This is a genomic window from Mesorhizobium australicum WSM2073 (assembly GCF_000230995.2).
In the GTDB taxonomy this organism is placed as follows: domain Bacteria; phylum Pseudomonadota; class Alphaproteobacteria; order Rhizobiales; family Rhizobiaceae; genus Mesorhizobium; species Mesorhizobium australicum.
Genome location: NC_019973.1, coordinates 6,177,561 through 6,200,534 on the forward strand (window position 1 = coordinate 6,177,561; position 22,974 = coordinate 6,200,534).

At 62.6% G+C, this 22,974-nt stretch carries 23 protein-coding genes; 8 read left to right on the forward strand and 15 right to left on the reverse strand.

All coding sequences use genetic code 11. The features are described 5' to 3' along the window. Positions 1-2 precede the first annotated feature (2 nt). The 5 genes from pdeM to MESAU_RS29455 all read right to left on the reverse strand — a co-directional run bounded on the left by pdeM (position 3) and on the right by MESAU_RS29455 (position 5,999). The gene (gene pdeM, locus MESAU_RS29435; RefSeq protein WP_015319321.1) at positions 3-719 is read right to left on the reverse strand and encodes a ligase-associated DNA damage response endonuclease PdeM; all 717 of its coding nucleotides are present in this window, start codon (positions 717-719) and stop codon (positions 3-5) included. A gap of 3 nt (positions 720-722) precedes the next feature. Then, complete coding sequence (locus MESAU_RS29440; protein WP_015319322.1) at positions 723-3,251, reverse strand: ligase-associated DNA damage response DEXH box helicase; 2,529 nt, start codon at positions 3,249-3,251, stop codon at positions 723-725. Positions 3,252-3,318: 67 nt separating this feature from the next. After that, a complete protein-coding gene (locus MESAU_RS29445) occupies positions 3,319-4,179 on the reverse strand; it encodes a C40 family peptidase (protein ID WP_015319323.1) in 861 nt (286 codons plus the stop codon). Positions 4,180-4,212: 33 nt separating this feature from the next. Next, positions 4,213-4,563 (reverse strand): MarR family winged helix-turn-helix transcriptional regulator, encoded by a 351-nt coding sequence (locus tag MESAU_RS29450; RefSeq protein WP_015319324.1) that lies wholly within the window; start codon positions 4,561-4,563, stop codon positions 4,213-4,215. Between the two features lie 71 nt (positions 4,564-4,634). Then, positions 4,635-5,999 (reverse strand): leucyl aminopeptidase family protein, encoded by a 1,365-nt coding sequence (locus MESAU_RS29455; protein ID WP_015319325.1) that lies wholly within the window; start codon positions 5,997-5,999, stop codon positions 4,635-4,637. 126 nt (positions 6,000-6,125) lie between these two features. Between MESAU_RS29455 and MESAU_RS29460 the strand changes: the two genes are divergently transcribed. Then, a complete protein-coding gene (locus MESAU_RS29460) occupies positions 6,126-6,956 on the forward strand; it encodes a tetratricopeptide repeat protein (protein ID WP_015319326.1) in 831 nt (276 codons plus the stop codon). A gap of 88 nt (positions 6,957-7,044) precedes the next feature. On the opposite strand, the gene MESAU_RS29465 is transcribed toward MESAU_RS29460, so the two are convergent. The 9 genes from MESAU_RS29465 to MESAU_RS29505 form a co-directional block, all read right to left on the reverse strand. Further along, positions 7,045-8,061 carry a type II secretion system F family protein gene (locus tag MESAU_RS29465; protein ID WP_015319327.1) on the reverse strand — a complete coding sequence of 339 codons (1,017 nt, stop codon included), beginning with the start codon at positions 8,059-8,061 and terminating at the stop codon, positions 7,045-7,047. An 8-nt stretch (positions 8,062-8,069) separates the two neighbouring features. Beyond that, positions 8,070-9,083 carry a type II secretion system F family protein gene (locus MESAU_RS29470; protein ID WP_015319328.1) on the reverse strand — a complete coding sequence of 338 codons (1,014 nt, stop codon included), beginning with the start codon at positions 9,081-9,083 and terminating at the stop codon, positions 8,070-8,072. Between the two features lie 29 nt (positions 9,084-9,112). Next, complete coding sequence (locus MESAU_RS29475) at positions 9,113-10,624, reverse strand: TadA family conjugal transfer-associated ATPase (RefSeq protein WP_015319329.1); 1,512 nt, start codon at positions 10,622-10,624, stop codon at positions 9,113-9,115. 23 nt (positions 10,625-10,647) lie between these two features. Next, positions 10,648-11,931: a CpaE/TadZ family protein gene (locus tag MESAU_RS29480; protein ID WP_015319330.1), complete on the reverse strand. Its 1,284-nt coding sequence runs from the start codon at positions 11,929-11,931 to the stop codon at positions 10,648-10,650. Between the two features lie 28 nt (positions 11,932-11,959). Further along, on the reverse strand, positions 11,960-12,688 hold the full coding sequence (locus MESAU_RS29485; protein WP_015319331.1) for a CpaD family pilus assembly protein: 729 nt from the start codon (positions 12,686-12,688) through the stop codon (positions 11,960-11,962). Between the two features lie 14 nt (positions 12,689-12,702). Further along, entirely contained in the window at positions 12,703-14,217 is a 1,515-nt protein-coding gene (locus MESAU_RS29490) for a type II and III secretion system protein family protein (RefSeq protein WP_015319332.1), read from the reverse strand. After that, positions 14,214-15,023 (reverse strand): Flp pilus assembly protein CpaB, encoded by an 810-nt coding sequence (cpaB, locus tag MESAU_RS29495; RefSeq protein ID WP_015319333.1) that lies wholly within the window; start codon positions 15,021-15,023, stop codon positions 14,214-14,216. Before cpaB ends, MESAU_RS29490 begins: the two co-directional genes overlap by 4 nt. A gap of 211 nt (positions 15,024-15,234) precedes the next feature. Next, on the reverse strand, positions 15,235-15,753 hold the full coding sequence (locus MESAU_RS29500) for an A24 family peptidase (protein WP_015319334.1): 519 nt from the start codon (positions 15,751-15,753) through the stop codon (positions 15,235-15,237). A 188-nt stretch (positions 15,754-15,941) separates the two neighbouring features. After that, entirely contained in the window at positions 15,942-16,118 is a 177-nt protein-coding gene (locus tag MESAU_RS29505; RefSeq protein WP_015319335.1) for a Flp family type IVb pilin, read from the reverse strand. 357 nt (positions 16,119-16,475) lie between these two features. On the opposite strand from MESAU_RS29505, the gene MESAU_RS29510 reads away from it, so the two are divergent. The 3 genes from MESAU_RS29510 to MESAU_RS29520 all read left to right on the forward strand — a co-directional run bounded on the left by MESAU_RS29510 (position 16,476) and on the right by MESAU_RS29520 (position 18,297). After that, the gene (locus MESAU_RS29510; protein ID WP_015319336.1) at positions 16,476-16,895 is read left to right on the forward strand and encodes a pilus assembly protein N-terminal domain-containing protein; all 420 of its coding nucleotides are present in this window, start codon (positions 16,476-16,478) and stop codon (positions 16,893-16,895) included. A 138-nt stretch (positions 16,896-17,033) separates the two neighbouring features. Beyond that, positions 17,034-17,615: a TadE/TadG family type IV pilus assembly protein gene (locus MESAU_RS29515; protein WP_015319337.1), complete on the forward strand. Its 582-nt coding sequence runs from the start codon at positions 17,034-17,036 to the stop codon at positions 17,613-17,615. Between the two features lie 40 nt (positions 17,616-17,655). After that, complete coding sequence (locus MESAU_RS29520; RefSeq protein WP_015319338.1) at positions 17,656-18,297, forward strand: TadE/TadG family type IV pilus assembly protein; 642 nt, start codon at positions 17,656-17,658, stop codon at positions 18,295-18,297. On the opposite strand, the gene MESAU_RS29525 is transcribed toward MESAU_RS29520, so the two are convergent. Continuing rightward, positions 18,249-19,223 (reverse strand): phosphate/phosphite/phosphonate ABC transporter substrate-binding protein, encoded by a 975-nt coding sequence (locus MESAU_RS29525; RefSeq protein ID WP_015319339.1) that lies wholly within the window; start codon positions 19,221-19,223, stop codon positions 18,249-18,251. The genes MESAU_RS29520 and MESAU_RS29525 overlap by 49 nt on opposite strands. Positions 19,224-19,373: 150 nt before the next feature. Between MESAU_RS29525 and MESAU_RS29530 the strand changes: the two genes are divergently transcribed. The 4 genes from MESAU_RS29530 to rpsT all read left to right on the forward strand — a co-directional run bounded on the left by MESAU_RS29530 (position 19,374) and on the right by rpsT (position 22,751). Then, a complete protein-coding gene (locus tag MESAU_RS29530; RefSeq protein ID WP_015319340.1) occupies positions 19,374-20,615 on the forward strand; it encodes a phosphopentomutase in 1,242 nt (413 codons plus the stop codon). Then, a complete protein-coding gene (gene mutM, locus MESAU_RS29535) occupies positions 20,608-21,498 on the forward strand; it encodes a bifunctional DNA-formamidopyrimidine glycosylase/DNA-(apurinic or apyrimidinic site) lyase (protein ID WP_015319341.1) in 891 nt (296 codons plus the stop codon). Before MESAU_RS29530 ends, mutM begins: the two co-directional genes overlap by 8 nt. A 33-nt stretch (positions 21,499-21,531) precedes the next feature. Beyond that, positions 21,532-22,305: an enoyl-CoA hydratase gene (locus MESAU_RS29540; RefSeq protein ID WP_015319342.1), complete on the forward strand. Its 774-nt coding sequence runs from the start codon at positions 21,532-21,534 to the stop codon at positions 22,303-22,305. A 179-nt stretch (positions 22,306-22,484) separates the two neighbouring features. Next, positions 22,485-22,751: a 30S ribosomal protein S20 gene (rpsT, locus tag MESAU_RS29545; protein WP_015319343.1), complete on the forward strand. Its 267-nt coding sequence runs from the start codon at positions 22,485-22,487 to the stop codon at positions 22,749-22,751. Positions 22,752-22,974 lie beyond the last annotated feature (223 nt).

Here is a 22,974-nt window from a genome sequence, read left to right on the forward strand (position 1 = left end):
TCTCAGCCTGGCCGCAGCATCGAGTGCGAGATGGCGAAGATGCGCTCGGTGCCGAGCATGTAGGCCATCAGCGACTCCAGGCGAAACAGCCCGGCATAGGCGCGGTCGAGCACGTTGAGCGAACCGGTATAGGCGCCGAAAGCCGGCATGATCATGCGGCCGCCATCGCCGGCAAAGCAGCGCCTGCGCACCGAGCGGCCTTGTTGCACAATGCGCGCGCAGGGGTGCAGATGACCAGATATTTCGCCCTCGACCCTCACCTTCGATGGCTCATGCCTGAACAGCAGCGAGCCTATGGCCAGTTCCCGCACGGTCTCGCCAGGCAGATCCGCCGGCGCTTCGGGGTCGTGATTGCCGGCGACCCAGAACCAGTCACGGCCTGCCATCTGCGCTTCCAGCCGTTCGCGAAAGCTCGAATGCATGCGCGCTGCGCCGCCACCGTCGTGGAAGGAGTCACCCAGGCTGATGACGATCGACGGCTGGTAGTCCGATATGACCGCCTGCAGCCTGAGCAGGGTCGCGCCAGTATCGTAGGGCGGGATGAGCGTGCCGCGCCTTGCCAGGGACGACCCCTTCTCCAGATGCAGGTCCGATACCGTCAGCAGCTTGAGCTCGGGGAAATACAGCACACCGCGCGGATCGCAGACCGCGCGCTCGCCCGCGATGCCGACGAGATCGGCCTCGGCGATCAGCGATGCGCGCGCCAGCGAAAAACTCATTCCTCAGCCATTCCCAGGCCCCATGGCCTCTTCGACCAGCGTCGCCGCATCCATCAGCAGCGTTTCATCGGCCTCGCCGTTCACCGGCATCTTGCCGATCTCGAGCATGATCGGCACGGCAAGCGGCGATATCTGTTCGAGCGCCTTATGCATGATTCGACCCTGGATGCGCGAGAGCATGTCCGCAAGTCTGCTGACATCGAGCAGGCCGGTCGCTGCGTCGGCACGCGTCGCCTGAAGGAGGATGTGGTCCGGCTCATGGCTGCGCAGCACGTCGTAGATCAGGTCGGTCGACACGGTGACCTGCCGGCCGCTCTTCTCCTGGCCGGGGTGGCGTTTTTCGATCAGGCCCGAGATCAGCGCGCAATTGCGGAAAGTGCGCTTGAGAAGCCAGCTGTCGGCCAGCCAGGCTTCGAGATCGTCGCCCAGCATGTCCTGATCGAACAGCGCGCTCAGTGAAGGTTTCCTGGCTTTGAACATCGCGCCCATGTCGCCCAGCGACCATATGGCCAAGGCATAATCAGTGGCGACAAAGCCGAGCGGCCTGACGCCCGCCCTGTCGAGGCGACGGGTGAGCAGCATGCCAAGCGTCTGGTGCGCCAGCCTGCCCTCAAAGGGATAGGCGACCAGATAATGGCGATTGCCACGCGGAAAGGTCTCGATCAGCAAATCGTCGCGCTTGGGCAGCATGGATTTGTCCGACTGGAACCGCAGCCAGTCGGCCACCTGCTCCGGCAGCTTCTTCCAGCGCTGCGGATCGTCCAGCATGATGCGGACCTGCTCTGCGAGGTAGGTCGAGAGCGGGAACTTGCCGCCGCCATAATATGGCACCTTGGCGTCGCTGCCGGGCGCGTTCGACACGAAGCACTCATTCTCGCGGATGCCCTCGAAACGCAGCACCTTGCCGGCGAACATGAAAGTATCGCCATGCGTCAACGTTTCGAGGAAGGCCTCCTCGATCTTGCCGAGCACGCGGCCACCGTGCGACGCCGCGCCTTTGCTGCCGGCCTTGACGTAACGCACGTTGAGGGCGGGCACCTCGATGATGGTGCCGACATTGAGCCTGTATTGCTGGGCGACGCGCAGATTGGAGACGCGCCACAGCCCGTCATTGTTAAGGCGGATGCGGGCATAGCGCTCATAGTTCTTCAGTGCATAGCCACCGGTGGCTACGAAATCGATGACACGGTCGAAGGTCGGCCGATCGAGGCCGGCATAGGGTGCCGCCGTTCGTACCTCCTCGTATAGGTCATCGGCGCGGAACGGTGCGCCGCAGGCGCAGCCGAGCACATGCTGGGCCAGCACGTCGAGCCCGCCATTGACCAGTGGCGGCGTATCCTGCGCGCCGAGATAATTGGCGTCGAGTGCGGCCCGGCACTCCAGCACCTCGAAACGGTTGGCGGGGATCAAAATCGCCTTGGACGGCTCATCCATGCGGTGGTTGGCACGGCCGATGCGCTGTGCCAACCGGCTGGCGCCCTTCGGAGCACCGACATGCACGACCAGATCGACATCGCCCCAGTCGATGCCGAGATCGAGCGTCGACGTGGCGACGATGGCGCGCAGCGCGTTCTCGCCCATTGCCTTCTCGACGCGCCGGCGCTGGGCGACGTCGAGCGAACCATGATGCAAGGCGATCGGCAAGGTGTCCTCGTTGACGCGCCACAACTCCTGGAACAGCAGCTCCGCCTGGCTGCGTGTGTTGACGAACAGCAAGGTCGTCTTGTGGCGCTTGATCTCGCGGTAGATTTCCGGCGTGGCGTAGCGCGCCGAGTGCCCTGCCCACGGCACGCGCTCCTCGGAATCGAGGATCGAGATTTCGGGCTTGGCACCACCCGTCACAGTGATCAATTCCGCCATGTCACCCGGTGGGTTCTGGCTGACAAGCCAGCGCCGCAACTCGTCCGGCTCGGCCACCGTCGCCGACAGGCCGATCGTCTGCAGGCCAGGGACAAAGCTGCGCAACCGCGCGAGGCCGAGCGCCAAAAGATGGCCGCGTTTCGACGTCACCAGCGAATGCAATTCATCGAGCACGACATAGCGCAGATCCTCGAAGAAGCGTCTCGCGTCGCCTGCCGCGATCAACAGCGCCAGTTGCTCCGGCGTGGTGAGCAGAATGTCGGGCGGCGCAAGCTTCTGGCGCTGGCGCTTGTGGGCGGGGGTGTCGCCGGTGCGCGTTTCGATGGTGACGGGCAGACCGATCTCCGCGACCGGCTTCCCGAGATTGCGCTCGATGTCGACGGCCAGTGCCTTAAGCGGCGAGATGTACAGCGTGTGAATCCCGCGCCGCGCCTGGCCTGGTTTTCGCCTTGGCCTGACGGCCAGTTCGGTCAGCGACGGCAGGAAGCCGGCCAGCGTCTTGCCAGCGCCGGTCGGTGCGATCAGCAGCACCGATTGCCCCGCCTGGGCCTTCGCCAGGAGCTCGATCTGATGAGCGCGCGGCGACCAGCCTTTCTCGCCGAACCATTTTAGGAATGGCTCGGGCAAGACGACTGCGGCATTCTGGTCGGCGAGGCGGGGCTCAACTGTCACGCGCCAGAGGTAGCGCGGCGACAGTCAATCGCCAAGCAGATTCGGAACAAAAGGGGATCGAAAAGGGTTACGGGCGCCGGAACCCTGTAGGCCCGCCATAGAGATAGCCGATGCGGGCGATTGCTTCCTTCAGCCCTTCGCGCGACACAAGCATGGTGTGGCCGTTGGCGTGGATCATGGTTTCGGCGTCGGTCATGATGGCGACATGCCCTTTCCAGAACACCAGGTCACCACGTCGCAGCCCCGAAAAATCAGGGCCCGCATCGAGCGGCTCGCCGATCGAGGCGGCCTGCATGTCGGAATCGCGCAGCACATTCCTGCCCGCCATGCGCATGGCCAGTTGCACCAGGCCGGAGCAGTCGATGCCGAAGCCGGAAACACCGCCCCATAGATAGGGCGTGCCGAGAAATGTCTCGGCCACAGACACATAGTCGCCGGCCACTTCGCCGATTGGCTGCAGATGGCCAGCGATCACGGCTTTACCGGAGGGCAGCAGCGCATAGTGCGTGCCCCGTGTTTCAGCGGCACCCGTAACGGCTACGGTCGATCCCATGGACAATTGCCCGGCAATCGGAAAGCGCAGGTCCGGACCGGGATAGAGAAACGTGCGTGGCACCGAAACGATATGAGTGGACGCATGGTCGCGCCCGCCCAGCACGGCATCGGCGACATAGCCGACATAGCCATCGCGTTCGCCCTGGACCCAGGCCCAGCCTTCGGTTTGCTCGAAGACGAGGACATCGTCGCCGAACAGGAACTGCGTGTTGATGCCGGCATCCGGGCGTGGCGCCTTGCGCACTTCGGCAACGGATGCGGAAATCCGCGCCGGCCAGCCGGCGACGAAACGCTCCGCCGTGACCTCGCCTATCAGGCGCGAATCGGCAAGGTCGGAGCGGAAAGCGTGCAGGCGGGCGTCGTGGGCGGTCAAATCGGCAATCCAGTTAGTTAGACAGAGCACTTGTCAGATCGGCAGTTCGTGGGCCTTGGCGATGATACCATCTCCGAAACGCTCGACAAAGAGCGCGCCTTCGACGGTGCGCTTGATCAGGACGTTGCGCTTGTCGAGCTCGTCGCGATGGCGCGACACCAGTTTCAGCGCGCCCATCGTGTCGAGCGCGCGCGTGATAACCGGCTTGGTGACGTTGAGGCGGGCGGCGAGCCCGCGCACGGTGTGCGGCGGCGGATCGAGGTAGATGGTGAACAGGATCGCCGTCTGGCGCATGGTGAGATCAGGCGCGTCCTCGCGCACCTGCGACAGCATCACTTGCTGCCACAGTCGCAGGGCCTGGCTCGGGCGCATCGCAATCGACATCGCGCCAGCATGACGGCAAATTGTTTCGGTTCCGTTTCAGTTCTCGAAATCGCCGACTCTGCTTGCGGCAATCAGCCATAGCGCGTCGAGATGATCCGCTCCAGCGCCCGGATGCCCTGCGCCTCACCGCCGGCCGGGCCATGCGGGCGATCGGCGGGGTTCCAGGCGAAGATGTCGAAATGCGCCCAGCTTGCCGTCTTCTCGACGAAGCGCTTGAGGAACAGCGCCGCGGTGATCGAACCGGCGAAACCATCTGATGTGACATTGTTGATGTCGGCTATCTTCGACGACAGTTTCGCGTCGTAAGGCCGCCATAGCGGCATGCGCCACAGCGGATCCTCGACCGCCAGCGACGACGCCGCCAGCTCCGAGGCAAGCGCCTCGTTATCGGTGTAGAAGGGCGGCAGGTCGGGGCCAAGCGCAACGCGGGCGGCGCCGGTCAGCGTCGCCATGTCGATGAGAAGCTGCGGCTCCTCGTCGTCGGCCAGCGCCAGCGCGTCCCCCAGCACCAGCCTACCCTCGGCGTCCGTGTTGCCGATCTCGACCGTGATGCCCTTGCGGCTCGCCAGCACGTCGCCCGGGCGGAAAGCGTTGCCAGCGATCGAATTCTCAACCGCGGGGATCAGCACGCGCAGCCGCACCTTGAGCCCGGCGGCCATGATCATCGAGGCCAGGCCCAGCACATTGGCGGCGCCACCCATGTCCTTCTTCATCAACAGCATGCCCGATGACGGCTTGATGTCGAGGCCGCCCGTGTCGAAGCAGACGCCCTTGCCGACCAGCGTCACCTTCGGCGCGCCCTGCTGCCCCCATGTCAGGTCGATCAGACGCGGGGCATCGGACGAAGCGCGGCCGACGGCGTGGATCATCGGGAAGTTCTGTGCGAGCAGGTCGTCGCCCTTGATGACCGAGACTTCGGCCTTGTGAGCCCCGGCCAGGGTCCGCACCGCCTTCTCCAGATCGCCCGGCCCCATATGGTTGGTCGGTGTGTTGACCAGGTCGCGCGTCAGGAAAACGCCCTCGGCAACGCGGCGAACGCGCCGCGCATCGACGCCGGCCGGCAGCTCGAAGCGCAGCGCCTTGCCCGGTTTCTTGCCGTAGCGGGCAAAGACATAACCGCCGAGCACGATTGCAAGAGCCGCCAGTTCCGGCTCCGCGGGCCTGGAGGCAAAATGCCAATCGCCCTCCGGCAAGGTTTTCGCCAGCGCACCAACGGCAAGCGCGCCCTCGCCCTCACCGAGGCCGAACATGGCGCCGCCAAGCTCTCCGTTCTCGCCTGGCAGGACCAGCGTCCTGCCAGCCTCGCCGGAAAAGCCGTTTGCCTTGGCCCATGCGACAATAGACGGCGACAGACCGGCTGCCTCCAGTCTGTCCCTGGCGACCAGATGGATCGGCAGCGGGTTCTTCGGCTTGCTCTCGACCAGTTCAACGGACATCAGATGTTTCTCCTGCCGAGTTTGCGAGTCGGCGCGTCTTAACCCTCCGTTAGGGTTAACAGAATATTTCTGCTGGAGGGAAGATGGCCACGCAATGGCCACGCATGAATGGAGGCCCAGGTGCCGATGCCGACCAACCGCACGATAGACATCCGGGGAAAACGGCTCATTACCACGGCATTCATGCTAGCGCTCGCGGCGGGCGTTGCCGGTTGCGCGACCGACAAACTCACCACAGGCTCGATCGGACGCACCAGCGGCAAGCCGCTGGAAACGATGTCGGCGGGAGAATTGCACAACGCCACGGCCGCACTTGGCCAATCCTACGCGAGGAACCCCAACGACAAGCGGATAGCGACCAACTTCGCGGCGGCGCTGCAGATGGACGGCGATGCCGACCAGTCGCTTGCCGTGATGCGCAAGCTGGCGATCGCCTACCCCAAGGACCGCGAAGTTCTCGCCGCCTATGGCAAGGCATTGGCCGCCAATGGCCAGCTCGAGGCAGCGCTCGACGCCGTGCGCCGCGCACAAACGCCGGAATACCCCGACTGGAGGCTGGTGTCGGCGGAGGCGGCCATCCTCGATCAGGTCGGCCAGAAGGACGAAGCGCGCCAACTCTACCGCAAGGCGCTTGAACTCAAGCCGAACGAGCCGTCGATCCTTTCCAATCTCGGCATGTCCTATGTGCTGGAAGGGGATCTGCGCACCGCCGAGACCTATATGCGCTCTGCCGCCCAGCAGCCGAATGCCGACAGCCGGGTGCGTCAGAACCTGGCGCTTGTTGTCGGGCTGCAAGGTCGCTTCGACGAAGCCGAGAAGATCGCCTCGCAAGAACTTTCCCCCGAACAGGCACAGGCCAACGTCGCCTATCTCCGGCAGATGCTGGCCCAGCAGAACGCCTGGAGCCAGCTCAAGGATCAGGACAAGGCGAAAACGGCGAAAACCGCCAACAACTGATCGTCGCGCGGGGCGCCCGATCGCGCCAAACGAAAGAGCCGCGTGGCATTTTCCGCGCGGCTCTTTCGCTTGGATTGTGCGGATGCGCCTACTGGGTGCCGTTGCTTTGCGACTGGCCGAAGATGCCGCGCTGGCTGACCTGGATGCCGGCAGGACCCAGGATGATGGCGAACAGCACCGGCAGGAAGAACAGGATCATCGGCACGGTGAGCTTGGGGGGCAGCGCGGCGGCCTTCTTCTCGGCTGCGTTCATGCGCATGTCGCGGCTTTCTGCGGCAAGCACACGCAGTGCGAGCGCCACTGGCGTGCCGTAGCGCTCGGCCTGGACGAGCGCCTGTGACACGGACCTGACCGATTCCAAGCCGGTACGGCTCGCAAGATTCTCGTAAGCCTGCTTACGTTCCTGCAGGTAGGAGAGCTCGGCGTTGGTCAGGATGAATTCTTCCGCCAGGGCCACCGATTGCGCGCCGATCTCGTCGGCGACCTTGCGCAGGCCGGCTTCCACCGACATGCCGGATTCCACGCAGATCAGCATCAGGTCGAGCGCATCCGGCCACGCCAGCTGGATCGACTGCTTGCGCTTGGTCGCGCGGTTGTTGACGTAGAGGACCGGCGCATAGAAGCCGCCATAGGCAACGAGGATGCAGACGAAAAGCCGGATCACCAATGGCTTATCGGGCAACCCTCCGAGCACGAAAATATAGAACAGACCCAGCGCGAAACCGACAAAAGGAAGCACCAGACGGAAGAACAGAAATCGCGTTAGCGGATTTTGCCCGCGAAAGCCGGCGACCTTCAGCTTTTGCAAGGTGGACTCGTCGGCCAACGCACGGCGCAGATCGAGCCGGTCGACAATGTTGCGCATACCGACCGACTGCTGCTCGCGCAGGCCCTTGCGGCGGCGATCGGCCTCGTTCGCAAGCCGCGCGCGCTGCTTGGCGCGAAGCTCGTCACGCTCCAGCGCGACCGACTTCATGCGCGCCTTGAGCTGGTTTCCGCCAAGGGCCGGCAGCAGCGTAAAAACGGTTGCGAACACGGCGACAGCGACCAGCATCGCAATCAGGAGGCTGGGATCCGTCAGTGATTTGATGACTTGTTCGGTCATGCCACGGCCTAGACTTCAAAATTCATCATCTTGCGCATCACGAAGATGCCGATCGACATCCAGATGCCGGAAACACCGAGGATCAGATGGCCGACGCTGGTCGTGAACAGCGGCATCAGGTAGTTGGGACTGGAGAGATAGACGAGAAAGGCAACGATGAAAGGCAAGGCGCCGATGATGGCGGCGGATGCTTTCGCCTCCATCGACAGGGCCGCGACCTTGGCCTTCATCTTCTTGCGGTCGCGCAAGACGCGCGAAAGATTGCCTAGCGCTTCGGAGAGATTGCCACCGGCTTGCGACTGGATCTGGATGACGATGCCGAAGAAGCTCGCCTCGGTGCATGGCATGGTTTCGGGCATGCGCAAGGTGGCGTCGGGGATCGACAGGCCCATCTGCTGCGAATCGACGATGCGGCGAAACTCGGTCTTGACCGGTTCAGGGGATTCGTTGGCGATCAGGCGTATGGCATCGTTCAGCGGCAGGCCGGACTTGACCGCCCGCACGATGACGTCGAGCGCGTTTGGAAATTCGTTGAGGAATGACTTGACGCGCCGGCTACGACGAAAAGAAACGAACCAACGCGGCAGGCCAAGCGCTCCGGCGAGCAGCACACCGGGCAAGACAATCATCGGCGCACCGGCCACGAACGCGACCACCGTCAGCGCGAGACCGCAGATGGCCGAATAGATATAGAAACGTTCGATCGACACCTTCATCCCAGCCTGGCGAAGCTGCGCTTTCAGCGGCGGCTTCTTGACGGCGATGTCCTTGGATTTCTGCTTTTCGTCGAGATCCTTCAGTGAATCCTGCACCGATTTGCGGCGCTTGGCGGCGTCGGCCGCCCGGTCGCGGGTGGCCTTGACGACGGAACGGTCCGTCTCGGCGGCCTTGATCGTTTCCAGCCGCCTGCCGGCCTGTTTCTCGTTGCTGATCTGGTTGAACAGAAATACATAGGCGACCGCGCCGGCGCTGAAGCCGGCGAGTACGACAAACGCCAGTACGGTGCCGTCAATTCCAAACATCGACCAGAACCTTCACGCCTGTGAGTGCGTCAGTCAGCACGTTTCTCCATGGCCTCGAGCGCTATTGCGAGGCGCTGCTCTTCGCCGTAGTAGCGCGCGCGTTCCCAGAAATGCGGGCGGCCGATGCCGGTCGAGACGTGTTCTCCCAGCAGCCTGCCGTTGGCGTCCTCGCCCTTGATGTTGTAGAGGACGATATCCTGGGTGATGACGACGTCGCCCTCCATCCCGATCACTTCGGTGATATGGGTGATGCGGCGCGATCCGTCGCGCAGGCGTGCCGCCTGGATGATGACGTCGATGGAGCCGACGACGATTTCGCGCACGGTTTTCTGCGGCAGCGAATAGCCGCCCATGGCGATCATGGATTCGATACGGTTCAGGCATTCGCGCGGGCTGTTGGAGTGGATCGTGCCCATCGAGCCGTCATGGCCCGTGTTCATCGCCTGAAGAAGGTCGAAGACCTCGGGTCCGCGCACTTCGCCGACGATGATGCGTTCAGGCCGCATGCGCAGGCAATTCTTGACCAGGTCGCGCATCGTCACCTCGCCCTCGCCCTCGAGATTGGGCGGACGCGTTTCCAGGCGCACGACATGCGGCTGCTGCAGCTGCAGTTCGGCCGAGTCCTCACAGGTGATGACGCGCTCGTCGCGGTCGATGTAGTTGGTCAGGCAGTTGAGCAATGTCGTCTTGCCGGAGCCGGTGCCGCCCGAGATGACGATGTTGCAGCGGACACGGCCGATGATCTTGAGAACTTCTGCCCCTTGCGGAGAGATGGCGCCGAACTTGACCAGCTGATCGAGCGTCAGCTTGTCCTTCTTGAATTTGCGGATGGTGAGCGCGGTGCCATCGATAGCCAGCGGCGGCGCAATGACGTTGACGCGCGACCCGTCGGGAAGACGAGCGTCGCAGATCGGGCTGGATTCGTCGACGCGGCGGCCGACCTGGCTGACGATGCGCTGGCAGATGTTGAGAAGCTGCTGGTTATCGCGAAACCGAATGCCGGTCTGCTCGACCTTGCCGTTCACTTCGATGTAGACGTTCTTGGACCCGTTGACCATGATGTCGGCGATGTCGTCGCGCGCCAGCAACGGCTCGAGCGGCCCATAGCCAAGCACGTCATTGCAGATGTCCTCGAGCAGTTCTTCCTGCTCGGCGATCGACATCGCGAAGTTCTTGATCGCGATGATGTCGTTGACGATGTCGCGGATTTCCTCGCGCGCGCTTTCGGGATCGAGCTTGGCGAGCTGCGACAGGTCGATCGTATCGATGAGAGCCGAGAACACCTGGCTCTTGGTGTCATAGTAGGTTTCGCTCTTTTCGCGGCCCCTCCTCGGTTCCGGCGCCATGGGTGGCGCTTCGACCGCGCGCCTGGCCGGCGGCGCGACAGGTGCGCTCGGCTGAGGCGTGGCCGCGGGCCGGGCAAGCACCGCGGTGTCGGCCGGACCCGCGGCGGCCGGCGCAATCGTAGCCGGTGCCGATGCCGGCTGGCGGAATTCCGGCGTGAACCGGTTGCCGTCGTCGTTGCCTCTTTTACCGAACATGACCGACTACCGACCCCATTGCGTCACTTCTTGTTGCGCGAGAGCTTGCCGAGCAGACTGCCCAGGCCAGCTTTCTTCTTCGCCCGGATTTCGCTGCGGCCCGTCAGCACATGGGCAATCTCGTTGATCGTGGCCACAACCGGATTCTTGGCATCCATCTCGCCCAGCATGCGCCCGTTGTTTGCGGCATTGCCGAACAGCAGGGGATCAAAGCCGATGACCGACATTGGTGTCAGGCCGAGCGGTTCGGCGAAATCGGATGCCGAGATCTCGGGCCGCTTGGGCACGCCGGCCTGGTTGATGATCAATTTCGGCGGCGGGTCGTTCGGACGAAGCCGCTTCAACATGTCGACCAGGTTCTTGGTGTTGCGCAGATTGGCCAGTTCCGGAGTCGCCGTGATGACGATCTCGTCAGCCTTGACCAGCGTGTTCTTGGCCCATCCCGTCCAGACATGAGGAACATCGAGCACAAGCAGCGGCACGCTGCGCTGCGCGGTATCGACAAGTTGCGCGAAGGCATCGGGATCGAAGTCGTAGACGCGTTCCAGCGTCGAGGGCGCCGCAAGCAGCGACAGGTGCTCGGCGCATTGGGTCAACAGCCGGTCGAGATAGACTTCGTCTATGCGCTCGGGCGAGAACACCGCCTCGGCAATGCCCTGGGCCGGATCCTGGTCGAAATTGATGTTGGCGGTGCCGAAGGCGAGATCGAGGTCGGCGACAACGACCTCGGATTTGAACAGCGAGGACATTGCCCAGGCGACGTTGTGCGCGATCGTGGAAGAGCCGACACCGCCCTTGGCGCCGACGAAGGCGACCGTGCGGCCGAGCGGTTCGGCATCCGGATCGACGAAGATCGACGACACGACGCTGACGATGTCGGCCATCGACACCGGCGCGATGACATATTCGGAGATGCCGGAACGGATGAGTTCGCGATAAAGACCGACATCATTGTAGTGACCGATCACCACCACTTTCGAGGATGGATCGCAGTATTCCGAAAGCTGGGCGAGCTGCTCCAGCAATTGCTTGGGTTCGCTGCGCGATTCCAGCAGGATCAGGTTGGGCGTCGGCGCCGACTGGTAGAATTCGATTGCGGTGGCGACGCCGCCCATATGGACCTTGAGATGCGCCTTGGTCATGCGACGGTCCTCGCCGGCGCGCTGGACCGGATTGGCAACGCCCTCGGTCTCGCAGAATGCCTGGATCGAAATGCGCGGAACCGGCCGCAACGCCTGCATCGCGGCGACGTCCTGCGGCGAGATATCGGCGCCCTCGACGGTGGCGTCATAGGCAAGGCTGCTCATGGTTGGTTGCCCCTAGACTTTGCAGTCATCAGTAATCGACTTCTTGGCTGACCGGAGGCACTGCCAACGGAACTTTCCGATAGTCATCTATGACCTGACCACGCCGTTCCGCATCGATGGTGGTCTGCTTGCGCGGCCCGAGAAGATCATTTGGATTGGCCATCTGAGCGGCAAGATTGTTCTGATAGGAGCAGCCGAAATCGGCGTAGTGTTTGTTTTCCGACGTTTCCACCAGGTCATCGGGCCAACGCCCGCATTTGTCGGTCTGTGCCCTCACCGCGATATAGGAAACGCGAACCGGGGCTGAGGCCTCGCTCGATCCAGCCTGATAGGAGACCACGACGATCCGGTCGCGCTTGATACCGGCGGCGACCGCGAGCCGGGCGAAATCGCGGCCAGCCGCCGTCGCGGCGACTTCGTTGGCCGATCCGCTTGGAACCTGGATCGTCAATGTCGGAGCGGCAGACTTATCATAGCCGTCGAGGAAACCCAGAAGCGTGTCGCGCTGCGAGCCGGTCATGCCACGGTCGCCGGCGCCGACGGGAAGATCGATCTTCTGGTTCTTCTCCGCGATGACGATCGGATGATTGGTGCGATAGTCGTCGGGGATGGCGCCCACGGTGATGCTGTCGCGCTGGGCGCAACCGGCCAGGAGAGCCGTCAACGCTGCCGCGAGGATCGGAAGGGCCTGCAGGCCTGTTCGAGAACGGCCGGAGCGCATCGCCATGGTCTTTGCCTTCAATGCTGACTGAGACATGTCCGCTTTCCCGTTCACTTGTAGATGAAGCCGACAACGCCGTGATAGCGGCCGTTGGGTCTGTCGGTCTGCATGGTGCCGTAGACGCGATTGACCTTGCCCAGGAACATGGCGGCACCATCACTGGCAGCGTTGAAATTGTCGTCCGGCTTGGCGAGGTCATTGCGTGCCACCGGCTTCACCAGATAGGGCGTGATGATGATGACGAGCTCGGTCTCGTTGCGCACGAAGTCCCTGCTGCGGAAGAGCGCGCCGAGCACTGGAATCTTTGTCAGTCCAGGCAAGCCGTTGACGGCTTGCCTGACATCGTCGCGAACCAGGCCGGCGATCATCATGGACCCGCCCGAGGGCAGTTCGACGGTCGTATCGGCAAGACGCTTGCGCAGTGATAGGGCATTCATGCCGATACTGTGATTGTCCGTGGATGACGTCACGGACCCCTCGGTCGTCGGCTCGGAAACAGAGGTCCTGACTTTCAGGCTTATCCGGCCGGGCGATAGAACCACCGGCTGAAATTCCAATCCGATTCCGTATTCGATCTTATCGACGGAATAGGTCTTCAAGCCCGTCTGGTTGTCTTGCGATACATTCGCGGATACCCCGGTCACCATGTTGTATTCGCCACCAACCTTGAAGGTCGCCTTCTCACCAGACACGGCGGTCAAGGTCGGTTCGGCCAATGTCTTCATGACCCCTGACTGCTCCATGGCGTTTATATATGCCTGGAGCGCGGAGGAGCCGATGCTCAAACCCGCGTTCGAGAGCGGCTTGCCAAGACCCGTGAAAGGGTCACTGAGCGCGCCATAGCTGATGCCATTGCTGCCGCCACTCCCGACCATGTTGACGCCGAGTTGCTTCATGACGGAGCGGCTGACTTCGGCCACCGTCACCTTCAGCGTGACCTGATCATCGCCGATAATCTGCAGCAGGTTGACGATCTTGCTGGTGCGGCGCTCCTGGTCCGGATTGTTGATGTCGACACCGCTCTGGGCCGAGCCGCCGGCGGCGGTCTGCGAATACTGTCCCGTCGTCGCCTCACCGCCCGAGACGAAGATCGTCGCCAAGTCGACCGCTCGTTTCGCGTCCAGCGGCGTGTCGACGGTGCCGGTCAGAATGACGTTGTCGTTCAGCAGTTCCACCTTCACGGTCGAGGTCGGAAGGAAGCGCTTGATATAGTCTTCCAGGCCGGCGACGTCGCGTTCGATGGCAAGATCCAGGCTTGCGATCTGTTCGCCGTTCGGTCCAAAGACGAAGACGTTGGTCTCGCCCACCGACTTGCCAAAGAGATAGATACGCCTTGCGGTACGGGTCACGGCGTCGGCAACGGAGGGATTGGCGACAAGAATGTCATAGGCATCGCTCGGCAGGTCTATGACCACCGACTTGTTGAGGCCAAGCTTGACGCGCTGGGTGGCTGTCGTGGCCGACACCTGCGTGCTCTTCGCCTCGACGCCCTGTACATTCGCTCCGACCAGCAGCAGGCCGAATGCCATGGCTACGATTGCCGGCAGTTTAGCGCTTAGCCTCATTTCCTTGCCCCTACCTCGGAGACTTCGCCCGACTTGATCAGCCTCACCGTTCCCCTGCGACCATTGCCGGAAACGAGATAGTCGGCCTCGCCCACATTCTTTTCCTGGGTGTCCGTGATCGCCCGCAGCGCCAGCGTCAGGCGATCCGCCATCTGCTGGGCAACGGTGATGATCTCCGCCTGTTTGGGTGTCAGCTCCAGCGTGGCGGTCTGGCCTACCCTGGTCTTCTTGCCTTCCTCGTCTTCCTGGATGGTCTGATCGATTGCCAGGACACGGATATTCTTCAGGATGGTCTCGGTGCTGAAGCCGGCCCCGGTGTTGGCATCGGCCCTGCGGGTCATGATGACGTCGACGAAATCGTTTGGAAGAATGAAGCCGCCGGCCGAGGTGTCGGCCGATATGGTCGTGGCGACCGCCCGCATGCCGGAAGGCAGGATGGACGACATGAAGCTTTGCCCCTCGCCGATCAGCTTGGAGCGCCGCACGGGCTCGCCCGCATACATCGGCACACGGGCAATCGACCCTTTCAGCTTCTCCAGGGCATCGGGAGCGGTGGCCTTGGTGATGAAATTCGCGTTGATGCCGTCAGCGGGCCAGGATTGCCAGGCGATGCTGTTCTGGAGCGCGTTGCCCATCGCGACATCGCCCGAAAGCACGAGCACGTCCTGCAGGGATACCGCTGGGGCCTGGGGGCCAGAATCGACGACGATCTGAGGCGGCGGAGCGACCATGTTTTTCGCGACATAGCCAGCACCGCCCGCCGCGGCCACCGCCACGCTCAGAATAATCAATCGGGATGCTGGCATCTGTCCGAACCCTCGCCCTTGGCAAACCACCTAGCCAAGTCGGACTTTGCAGCGGCAATCGTCAAAACAAGGTTAATGCAATGCTTACGATCGTGATTAATTTAAGGTTTACATAAATTGGATTAGATCGCGCCGAGATGCACGGAAATGCTGGGCCGCCGCTTCGCAAAGCGGCTTGCAAGGCATGCCAGCCGACGAAAATTTGATGAATTCAGTTCGCCAGCCTTGCCAGCGCCCATACCATCATGGGGGAATCGGGAAAGGTCAGCAGTCCGCCCAGGCCGAGCGCGATCCCGTAGGGAACACCGGCCGACTCTTCGGCGAAATGACGCAGGAATGGATTGCGGCCGGTGAAAACCGCCAGCGTCGACTTCCGGTAAAGCAGGATGGCGATTGTCAGAAGGCCGCCGATGAATGTCGAGACGACCAGATATTCGACGAGATGCACGTTGAGCCCCATCCACACGGCCGTGGCGGCCAGCAGTTTGGCGTCGCCGCCGCCCATGCCACCCAAGGCGAACAGGCCGAACGTCACGGCAAGGACGATGGCGCCGGCGGCGAAATGTCCGCCATAGGCTGCCCAGTCCATGCCCGTCAGCGGCGCCACCAGCGCGAAGACGACGACAAGCAGCACCGGCACGCGATTGGCGATCGTCATCGACAGCATGTCGGAGATCGCGGCAAACAGCATGCAGAACGGGAAGACGACGAAGATCAGGGCTTCAAGCATCGGCGCTTATGCCTATTGTGCGGATTTCCAGGATACTCAATCTAGGTCGGTTCGATTAACGATTGATGAGGTCCGCATGAAAAGACGGTCGTTGTCGGCAGCACTCTGGACCGGTCACAGAGAAACAGGGGCCGCAATGTGGCGGCCCCTGTCCAGAATGGAATCCAGGTGATCAGCAAATAAGCAGATCAGCTGCCGCTGCTGTTCAGCGTTGTACCGATGGCCGTGAATTTGGCGTTGATGGCATTGCCGAGCGCGCCTGCGCCGGTGATGATGGCGAGCGCGATGAGAGCGGCGATCAGACCATATTCGATGGCGGTCGCGCCGGATTCGTCCTTCACGAAACGTGCGATGAGATTAGACATTCGAGAGCTCCTACTCCACGTGTTACAGCACTTCCGTCAACTTCTGTGATGGTTGATCGGATGCTGCAAATCTAGGGAGAAGCTCTTTCGATCGGCTTAATAAACAGCCTTACCGATTCCTTTCCCGGCTAGAACATGTTGCGTGGTTAACTCCACACTAAGCGCTGGCTAATGTTCTGTTTTGCAGGTCGACGCCGCAAACGGCAAGGGCTTGGGCAGGCTTGCGACGCCTGCACGAGTTTGGTGATGCGCTCGGCCATGCCGACCGCCATATCTGGGCGCAACAAGTCAACTTAACCGTTGGTTCACCAATCTCGTTCATGTTCCGTTGAACAGTCCGCTGCGTGGAGCGCCTTGATGGCCGTGCCGAGATCCTCAATTCTGATTGCCGTGCTTCTTGCCGCCAGCTTGACCGCGCCCGCCAGGGCCGGCGCCGGGATCGAGGTCACCATGAACCAGGCCAAGATCGTGAAATTGTCGCGCCCCGCCGATACGATCGTCGTGGGCAACCCGGCAATCGCCGACGCCTCCGTCCAGGATGCCTCGACGATCGTGCTCACCGGCAAGGGTTTCGGTGTCACCAATCTCGTCGTTCTCGACCCAGAGGGCAGCCCGATCGTCGACGCACAGGTTACCGTGGTCCGCCAGGCGGTCTCGTCGGTTCGCATTTACCGGCGCGCGGAGGTCCAGACCATGTCGTGCACGCCCTATTGCGAAAGCTCCTACAAGAGCGACGCGGAGAAATCGTCCGAAGCCGAGATGAGCGTCAGCAAATAAGCCATGCGGGCCGTGCCAGCGCCCAGGTTACTGCCTGGTTAAAGCGCCTGCGCCGAGTTTAACGATCATTCAAACCGGACCTCAATTGGTTTGCACTAATACACCTGTCAGCACCGTCCAGGATGGCAGGAACATCGCATGAGCAAGGAAATCGGCTCGACAGATCAACGCAAGATCGAGCGCGCCAGGCCTTTCCAGCGCTTCGTGCGCGACCGGCGCGGCGCCACGGCGCTGGAGTTCGCGCTGCTTGCGATGCCGTTCGCGCTTCTCGTCTTCGCCATCCTCGAAAGCTGCATCTCGTTTGCCAGCCAGGAGGTGATGGCCAACATTACAGATGATGTCGCGCGCCGGCTGCGCACCGGCCAGTTGAGGGCCGCCGACGTCGCCGGAGATAATTTGAAGAACATGATCTGCGGCAAGCTGGAAATCATCGTTTCGCAGGATTGCCCCAATCAGCTGAGCGTCGATCTTCGCCAATACACTGCATTCGCCGACGCGGCCCAGGCCGGCTTTAGGATTCAGGGCGGTAACATCCAGCTGACGAATAGCGGCGCCGATGTGCCCTTTACCGTCACGGCGGGTGCGGCGGAGTCAAGGAACATGCTGCGGGTTTTCTACAAATGGCCCATCATGACCAACCTGATGGCGCAGTCGATGGGCGGCAACAAAACGCTGCATTTCGCTTCGGTGACCTGGCAGAACGAGCCGTTCGACAATTGAGACAATCACCGAAGCAACAACAAGAAAAAAGGCAGTGAATATGATGCGTGCGGGGGCACATCAGGGAATTGCTGGGCCCTGGGGCAAATCAATGCTCTGGGGCAAATCAATCCGGTTCTGGTCCAATCGTCGTGGCGTCGCGGCGGTCGAGTTCGCGCTTATCGCGCCTATCCTGCTGGTCATGTATTTCATGACCATGGAGGCTTCGCAGGCCATCGAGACGAGCAAGAAGGTCAGCCGTGTCGGCAGCATGGTCGCCGATCTCGTCACACAACAGCCGACCATCGCCAAAGTGGACCTCGATGCCATCATGAAGATCGGCACCTTGACCCTTCAACCCTATAACCGCTCCGTGCCGGACATCACCATCACGGCCATACAGGTCACCACCGATGCCACGCCGCAGGTCCTGGTGGTGTGGTCGCGCAAGGTGGTCAACGGTGTGAACGGCGTCGGGGCCACCGCCGGCACCGCCACCACGGTTCCGGCAAGCCTCAGGGTCCCCGGAACCTTCCTCGTCCGCGTCGACAGCACCCTGGCCTATAAGCCGATCATCAGCTGGACGACCGACAGCCAACAGAAGCTCGGGTTTGTCGAGACGCTCGCCAAAGGCATGACGATGGGCGAAACCTATTATCTGCGTCCCCGCAGAAGCGTCACGATCCCTTGCAGCGATTGCTGAAGGACTTGTTGCCGCCCATCGACTGATACCATCCGCACGATGGCCTCCGCCGCCGCATAGTCCTTGGGAGCCACGGGCATGAAGCCGCCAGCATGCTTCGGCTCCAGAAGGTCGTAGACATCCGGCGTCGTCGATTTAAGGTTGGTGAGGAACACGGTCAGCCGACGCTTGGCTTCCGGATCGAGGTCGCCGCGCACCGCATGGGGACCGTATCTCAGCAGACCCGACGTCCACACGACCTGAAGGGCCGACGCCGAAAGGTCTGATGCCTCGAGCCTTGCCTGCGTGCCCCCAGGCAGTCGCGGCTGACCATCGGCCGCTGCCTTCACCCAGCCGAACATGGCGTCGGCCTCGCCGTCGACGAGCATGGTTTCAGCCGCCGACGCCGACGGGGCATGGACAAGGAATGGTGCGTCTTCGGCGATCCTGACATGTTCGGCGGCCAAGCCCGCCAGCGGCAAAAGCGAACCGCCGACGCTGTCCGGCGGCGGCATGGCGATCCGGCGGGTCTCCATGTCAGCCAGGCCGGGCAATTTGCCGTCCCTGGTCAGCAGTACCGAGCGGATGCCGGCCGCACCGTTTGAATCGACCGGAGCTACGAGCGGCTCGACGCATTCGCAGCGTTGCAGCGCCGCGGCGTAGGCGGTCGCCGAATAGATGGCGTATTCGATCCGCGCATTGGCCTGTGCCTCGATCAGTGCCGCGTAATCGCGGGCAACGACGAATTCCACCTTCATGCCGAGCGCATTGGTAAAGGCTTGCGTCAGCACGGCCAGCCCCGGAACGGTATTGCCGGCGCCGGGTTCGGCGACGATACCGATGCGAAATGTGCCGATATCGTCGCGCCAGTCTGCCCACGCCGGTCCACAACAGAACGCACCGTTCACAGCCATGAGGGCAGTCCATGTCTTGAGCGCAGCCTTCATGACAGGACCGCCTTGCCTCTTGTTTGTCCGTGGGCGCCCAACTGGTCGCGACACCTGATCTTTGTGCCTGTATTGCCGTTTGGTTTCCGAATTGCCAAGGCCGCCGTGGAACCCTATGTCTTGAGGTCCACACTGGCAACAAATGACCCGATGGCGCGTGCATTCCTCTTTGTCCTGGATTCCTTCGGCATCGGCGGCGCGGCCGACGCAGAACGTTATGACGACGCCGGTGCAAACACGCTGGCGCACATCGCCGAAGCTTGCGCGGAAGAGCGCGCCGATCGCGACGGGCTTCGTCAGGGACCACTGTTCGTCCCCCACATGGCATCGCTGGGACTTGGCAAGGCGGCCGAGACGGCGACAGGACTGGGTTTTGCTCATTTCGGGACGGACCTGCTCGCCAATGCCTTCCATGGCGCGGCGCAGGAGATTTCGAGCGGCAAGGACACGCCTTCCGGCCACTGGGAGATCGCAGGCCTGCCAGTACGCTTCGACTGGGGTTATTTCCCGGATACGGTTCCCGCATTTCCGGCCGACCTGACCGAGGCGATCATCCGCGAGGGCAAGGTTTCAGGCATCCTCGGCAATTGCCATGCGCCAGGCACCGAGATCATCGAGCGGTTCGGCGAGGACCACATCCGCACGGGCAAGCCGATCTGCTACACGTCGGTCGATTCCGTCCTGCAGATCGCCGCGCATGAGATCCATTTCGGCCTGGAGCGGCTCTATGAATTGTGCCAGGTGGTGCGCCGGCTGGTTGACCCGCTGAGGATCGGACGGGTGATCGCGCGCCCCTTCGTCGGCGAGACGTCAGCCACCTTCGAACGAACCTACAACCGCCACGACTACGCCGTGCCGCCACCCGAAGCGACATTGCTCGACCGGCTGACGGCGCGCGGCAGCCGCGTCATCGCCGTCGGCAAGATCGGCGACATCTTCGCCCATCGCGGGATTTCGCAGGTGCGCAAGGCGGCGGGCAACATGGCCATGTTCGACCAGGCGCTGGGCGCCATGGACGAGGCTGGCGACGGTGACCTCGTGTTCGCCAATTTCGTCGATTTCGACACCGAATTCGGCCATCGCCGCGACGTCGCCGGTTATGCCGCCGCACTCGAGGCCTTCGACCGGCGTCTGCCGGAGGCGTTTGCGAAGCTGAAGCAGGGCGACCTTCTCATCCTGACCGCCGACCACGGCAACGATCCGACCTGGCGCGGCACCGATCATACGCGCGAACGCATTCCGGTCATCGGCACTGGACCCGGCCTCAAAGGCGGCGACATAGGGCTGAGGGCGACATTCGCCGATATCGGCGAGACGGTTGCCGAACATCTGCGGCTGGCGCGCGGCCGTAACGGCACGTCCTTCCACGCCACGATTCGCGGTCATGCCTGAATTGCCCGAAGTCGAGACAGTCCGGCGCGGCCTGCAGCCGGTCATGGAAGGTGCTCATCTGGCCAAGGTCGAGATGAGACGACCCGATCTGCGCTTCCCCTTTCCCGAACGGTTCTCGGAGCGGCTGACGGGCAGGACGGTCACGGCGCTTGGCCGGCGCGCCAAATATCTGACCATGCATATGCAGGGCGGTCCGGTTCTGATCTGCCACCTCGGCATGTCGGGCTCCTTTCGCATCGAGACCGGCGACAACGACGAGACACCGGGCGTGTTCCATCATGAGCGTTCGAAGAGCGCGGCGCACGATCATGTCGTGTTCCATGTCGTTTCCGCGGCCGGCGCGCGCTCCCGGGTGATCTTCAACGACCCGCGCCGCTTCGGTTTCATGCTGTTTGCGGAAGAGCCGCCGGAGACGCATCCGATGCTGGGCGGACTGGGTGTCGAGCCCACCGGCAATGCGCTGGACGGCGTTCTGCTTGCCTCGCTGCTGAAAGGCCGCAGAGCGCCGCTCAAGGCAGCGCTTCTCGACCAGAGGCTGATCGCCGGCTTAGGCAATATATACGTCTCGGAGGCCCTCTGGCGCGCAGGGCTGTCACCCCTGCGCGAGGCAGGCACCATCGCCAAGCCAGGCAAGAAGGCCAGGGAACAAAGCGAAGGCCTCGCCGAGGCAATCCGTTCGGTCGTCGCGGACGCCATCGCGGCCGGCGGGTCTTCACTGCGCGACTATGTGCGCACCGATGGGTCGCTGGGTTATTTCCAGCATTCCTTCGCCGTGTACGACCGCGAGGGTGAGCCTTGCCCCAAGCCCGGCTGCAGCGGCCATGTCCAACGTATCGTGCAGAGCGGACGCTCGACCTTCTATTGCCGGACCTGTCAGAGGTAAGCTAGACCGCCGTCGAGCAAGGAGAAGCAGCCCATGGACTATGAGACGATCATCACCGAGACGCGTGGCAAGGTCGGGCTGATCACGCTGAACCGGCCAAAAGCGCTCAATGCGTTGAATTCCCGGATCCTTGCTGAACTCGTCTCGGCCGTGAACGGTTTCTGCGCCGATCCTGGCATCGGCGCCGTGGTTGTTACCGGTTCCGACAAGGCCTTTGCCGCCGGTGCCGACATCAAGGAAATGCAGGCGATCTCCTACGCGGATGCCTACAGCCAGGACTTCTTCGTTGGCTGGGAAGAGTTCACGCGGGCACGAAAGCCGATCATCGCGGCGGTGGCCGGCTATGCCCTGGGAGGCGGCTGCGAACTCGCCATGATGTGCGACTTCATCATTGCCGCCGATACGGCCAAATTCGGCCAGCCCGAGATCACGCTCGGTGTCATTCCCGGCATGGGCGGGTCGCAACGCCTGACCCGGTTCGTCGGCAAATCGAAAGCAATGGACATGTGCCTGACGGGACGAATGATGGATGCCGCCGAGGCCGAACGTTCGGGCCTGGTGTCGCGGGTCGTTCCGGCCGCCGAGCTGGTCGAAGAGGCCGTCAAGGCGGCGGCCAAAATCGCGGATTTCTCGCTGCCATCGGTGATGATGGCCAAGGAAGCGGTGAACCGGGCCTATGAGACGACGCTTGCCGAGGGATTGCGCTTCGAACGCCGCCTGTTCCACTCGCTTTTCGCGCTCGAAGACCAGAAGGAAGGGATGGCGGCGTTCGCCGAAAAGCGGAAGCCGAATTTCACCAACCGGTAGGGCGTGGCGGGCCAGCGTCCGAAACCCGTGGCATCGGCAAAAAGAACGCCCGTCGGCGTTGACGCGCCGGAAAAGCTGAACTATAAGCCGCACCAACCGAGGCGGCCCCGTGGCTGCCCGTTTGTTTTTTGCGCCCTGCGGCACGCCGCGTGCGCCGACCAGATCAGAAGAGAGGCATCATGGCCAACACATCCTCGGCCAAAAAGGCAACGCGCAAGATCGCCCGCCGCGCAGCGATCAACAAGAACCGCCGCTCGCGCGTCCGCACCTACGTGCGCCAGGTCGAAGAGGCACTCGCCTCCGGCGACAAGGCCGCCGCACAGGCCGCCTTCAAGGCAGCCGAGCCGGAATTGATGCGCGCCGCAACCAAGGGCGTGATGCACAAGAACACAGCGTCCCGCAAGGTGTCGCGCCTCGCCCAGCGCCTCAAGGTGCTGTCGGCCTGACATCGCCTTTTCAGGACGATCTTCTTCGAACCCGGCCGATCGCGCCGGGTTTTTTCGTTTGCCGGCAAGTACTTAAAAAGAATAGCCGCAGACAGCCCCAAGTGCAGATTCCCGAGTGCGAAATGATTTGCCGGCACATACATGCCCGCTGATGACCGGCACGCTTGAAAAGCGCCGACTGAAAAGACTACGCTCCGCACAAATAGCTATTTTTTTTCAAGCG

Bases quoted from the DNA above. Each gene is read 5' to 3' on its own strand.
- MESAU_RS29485 (WP_015319331.1), bottom strand. From the start codon at position 12,688: ATGTCTCAGTCAGCATTGAAGGCAAAGACCATGGCGATGCGCTCCGGC.
- MESAU_RS29510 (WP_015319336.1), top strand. From the start codon at position 16,476: ATGGCCGTGCCGAGATCCTCAATTCTGATTGCCGTGCTTCTTGCCGCC.
- MESAU_RS29490 (WP_015319332.1), bottom strand. From the start codon at position 14,217: ATGAGGCTAAGCGCTAAACTGCCGGCAATCGTAGCCATGGCATTCGGC.
- mutM (WP_015319341.1), top strand. From the start codon at position 20,608: ATGCCTGAATTGCCCGAAGTCGAGACAGTCCGGCGCGGCCTGCAGCCG.
- MESAU_RS29525 (WP_015319339.1), bottom strand. From the start codon at position 19,223: ATGAAGGCTGCGCTCAAGACATGGACTGCCCTCATGGCTGTGAACGGT.
- MESAU_RS29520 (WP_015319338.1), top strand. From the start codon at position 17,656: ATGATGCGTGCGGGGGCACATCAGGGAATTGCTGGGCCCTGGGGCAAA.
- MESAU_RS29480 (WP_015319330.1), bottom strand. From the start codon at position 11,931: ATGAGCAGCCTTGCCTATGACGCCACCGTCGAGGGCGCCGATATCTCG.
- MESAU_RS29455 (WP_015319325.1), bottom strand. From the start codon at position 5,999: ATGTCCGTTGAACTGGTCGAGAGCAAGCCGAAGAACCCGCTGCCGATC.
- MESAU_RS29460 (WP_015319326.1), top strand. From the start codon at position 6,126: ATGCCGACCAACCGCACGATAGACATCCGGGGAAAACGGCTCATTACC.
- MESAU_RS29505 (WP_015319335.1), bottom strand. From the start codon at position 16,118: ATGTCTAATCTCATCGCACGTTTCGTGAAGGACGAATCCGGCGCGACC.
- pdeM (WP_015319321.1), bottom strand. From the start codon at position 719: ATGAGTTTTTCGCTGGCGCGCGCATCGCTGATCGCCGAGGCCGATCTC.
- MESAU_RS29530 (WP_015319340.1), top strand. From the start codon at position 19,374: ATGGCGCGTGCATTCCTCTTTGTCCTGGATTCCTTCGGCATCGGCGGC.
- MESAU_RS29540 (WP_015319342.1), top strand. From the start codon at position 21,532: ATGGACTATGAGACGATCATCACCGAGACGCGTGGCAAGGTCGGGCTG.
- cpaB (WP_015319333.1), bottom strand. From the start codon at position 15,023: ATGCCAGCATCCCGATTGATTATTCTGAGCGTGGCGGTGGCCGCGGCG.
- MESAU_RS29465 (WP_015319327.1), bottom strand. From the start codon at position 8,061: ATGACCGAACAAGTCATCAAATCACTGACGGATCCCAGCCTCCTGATT.
- MESAU_RS29515 (WP_015319337.1), top strand. From the start codon at position 17,034: ATGAGCAAGGAAATCGGCTCGACAGATCAACGCAAGATCGAGCGCGCC.
- MESAU_RS29470 (WP_015319328.1), bottom strand. From the start codon at position 9,083: ATGTTTGGAATTGACGGCACCGTACTGGCGTTTGTCGTACTCGCCGGC.
- MESAU_RS29500 (WP_015319334.1), bottom strand. From the start codon at position 15,753: ATGCTTGAAGCCCTGATCTTCGTCGTCTTCCCGTTCTGCATGCTGTTT.
- MESAU_RS29475 (WP_015319329.1), bottom strand. From the start codon at position 10,624: ATGTTCGGTAAAAGAGGCAACGACGACGGCAACCGGTTCACGCCGGAA.
- MESAU_RS29450 (WP_015319324.1), bottom strand. From the start codon at position 4,563: ATGTCGATTGCGATGCGCCCGAGCCAGGCCCTGCGACTGTGGCAGCAA.
- rpsT (WP_015319343.1), top strand. From the start codon at position 22,485: ATGGCCAACACATCCTCGGCCAAAAAGGCAACGCGCAAGATCGCCCGC.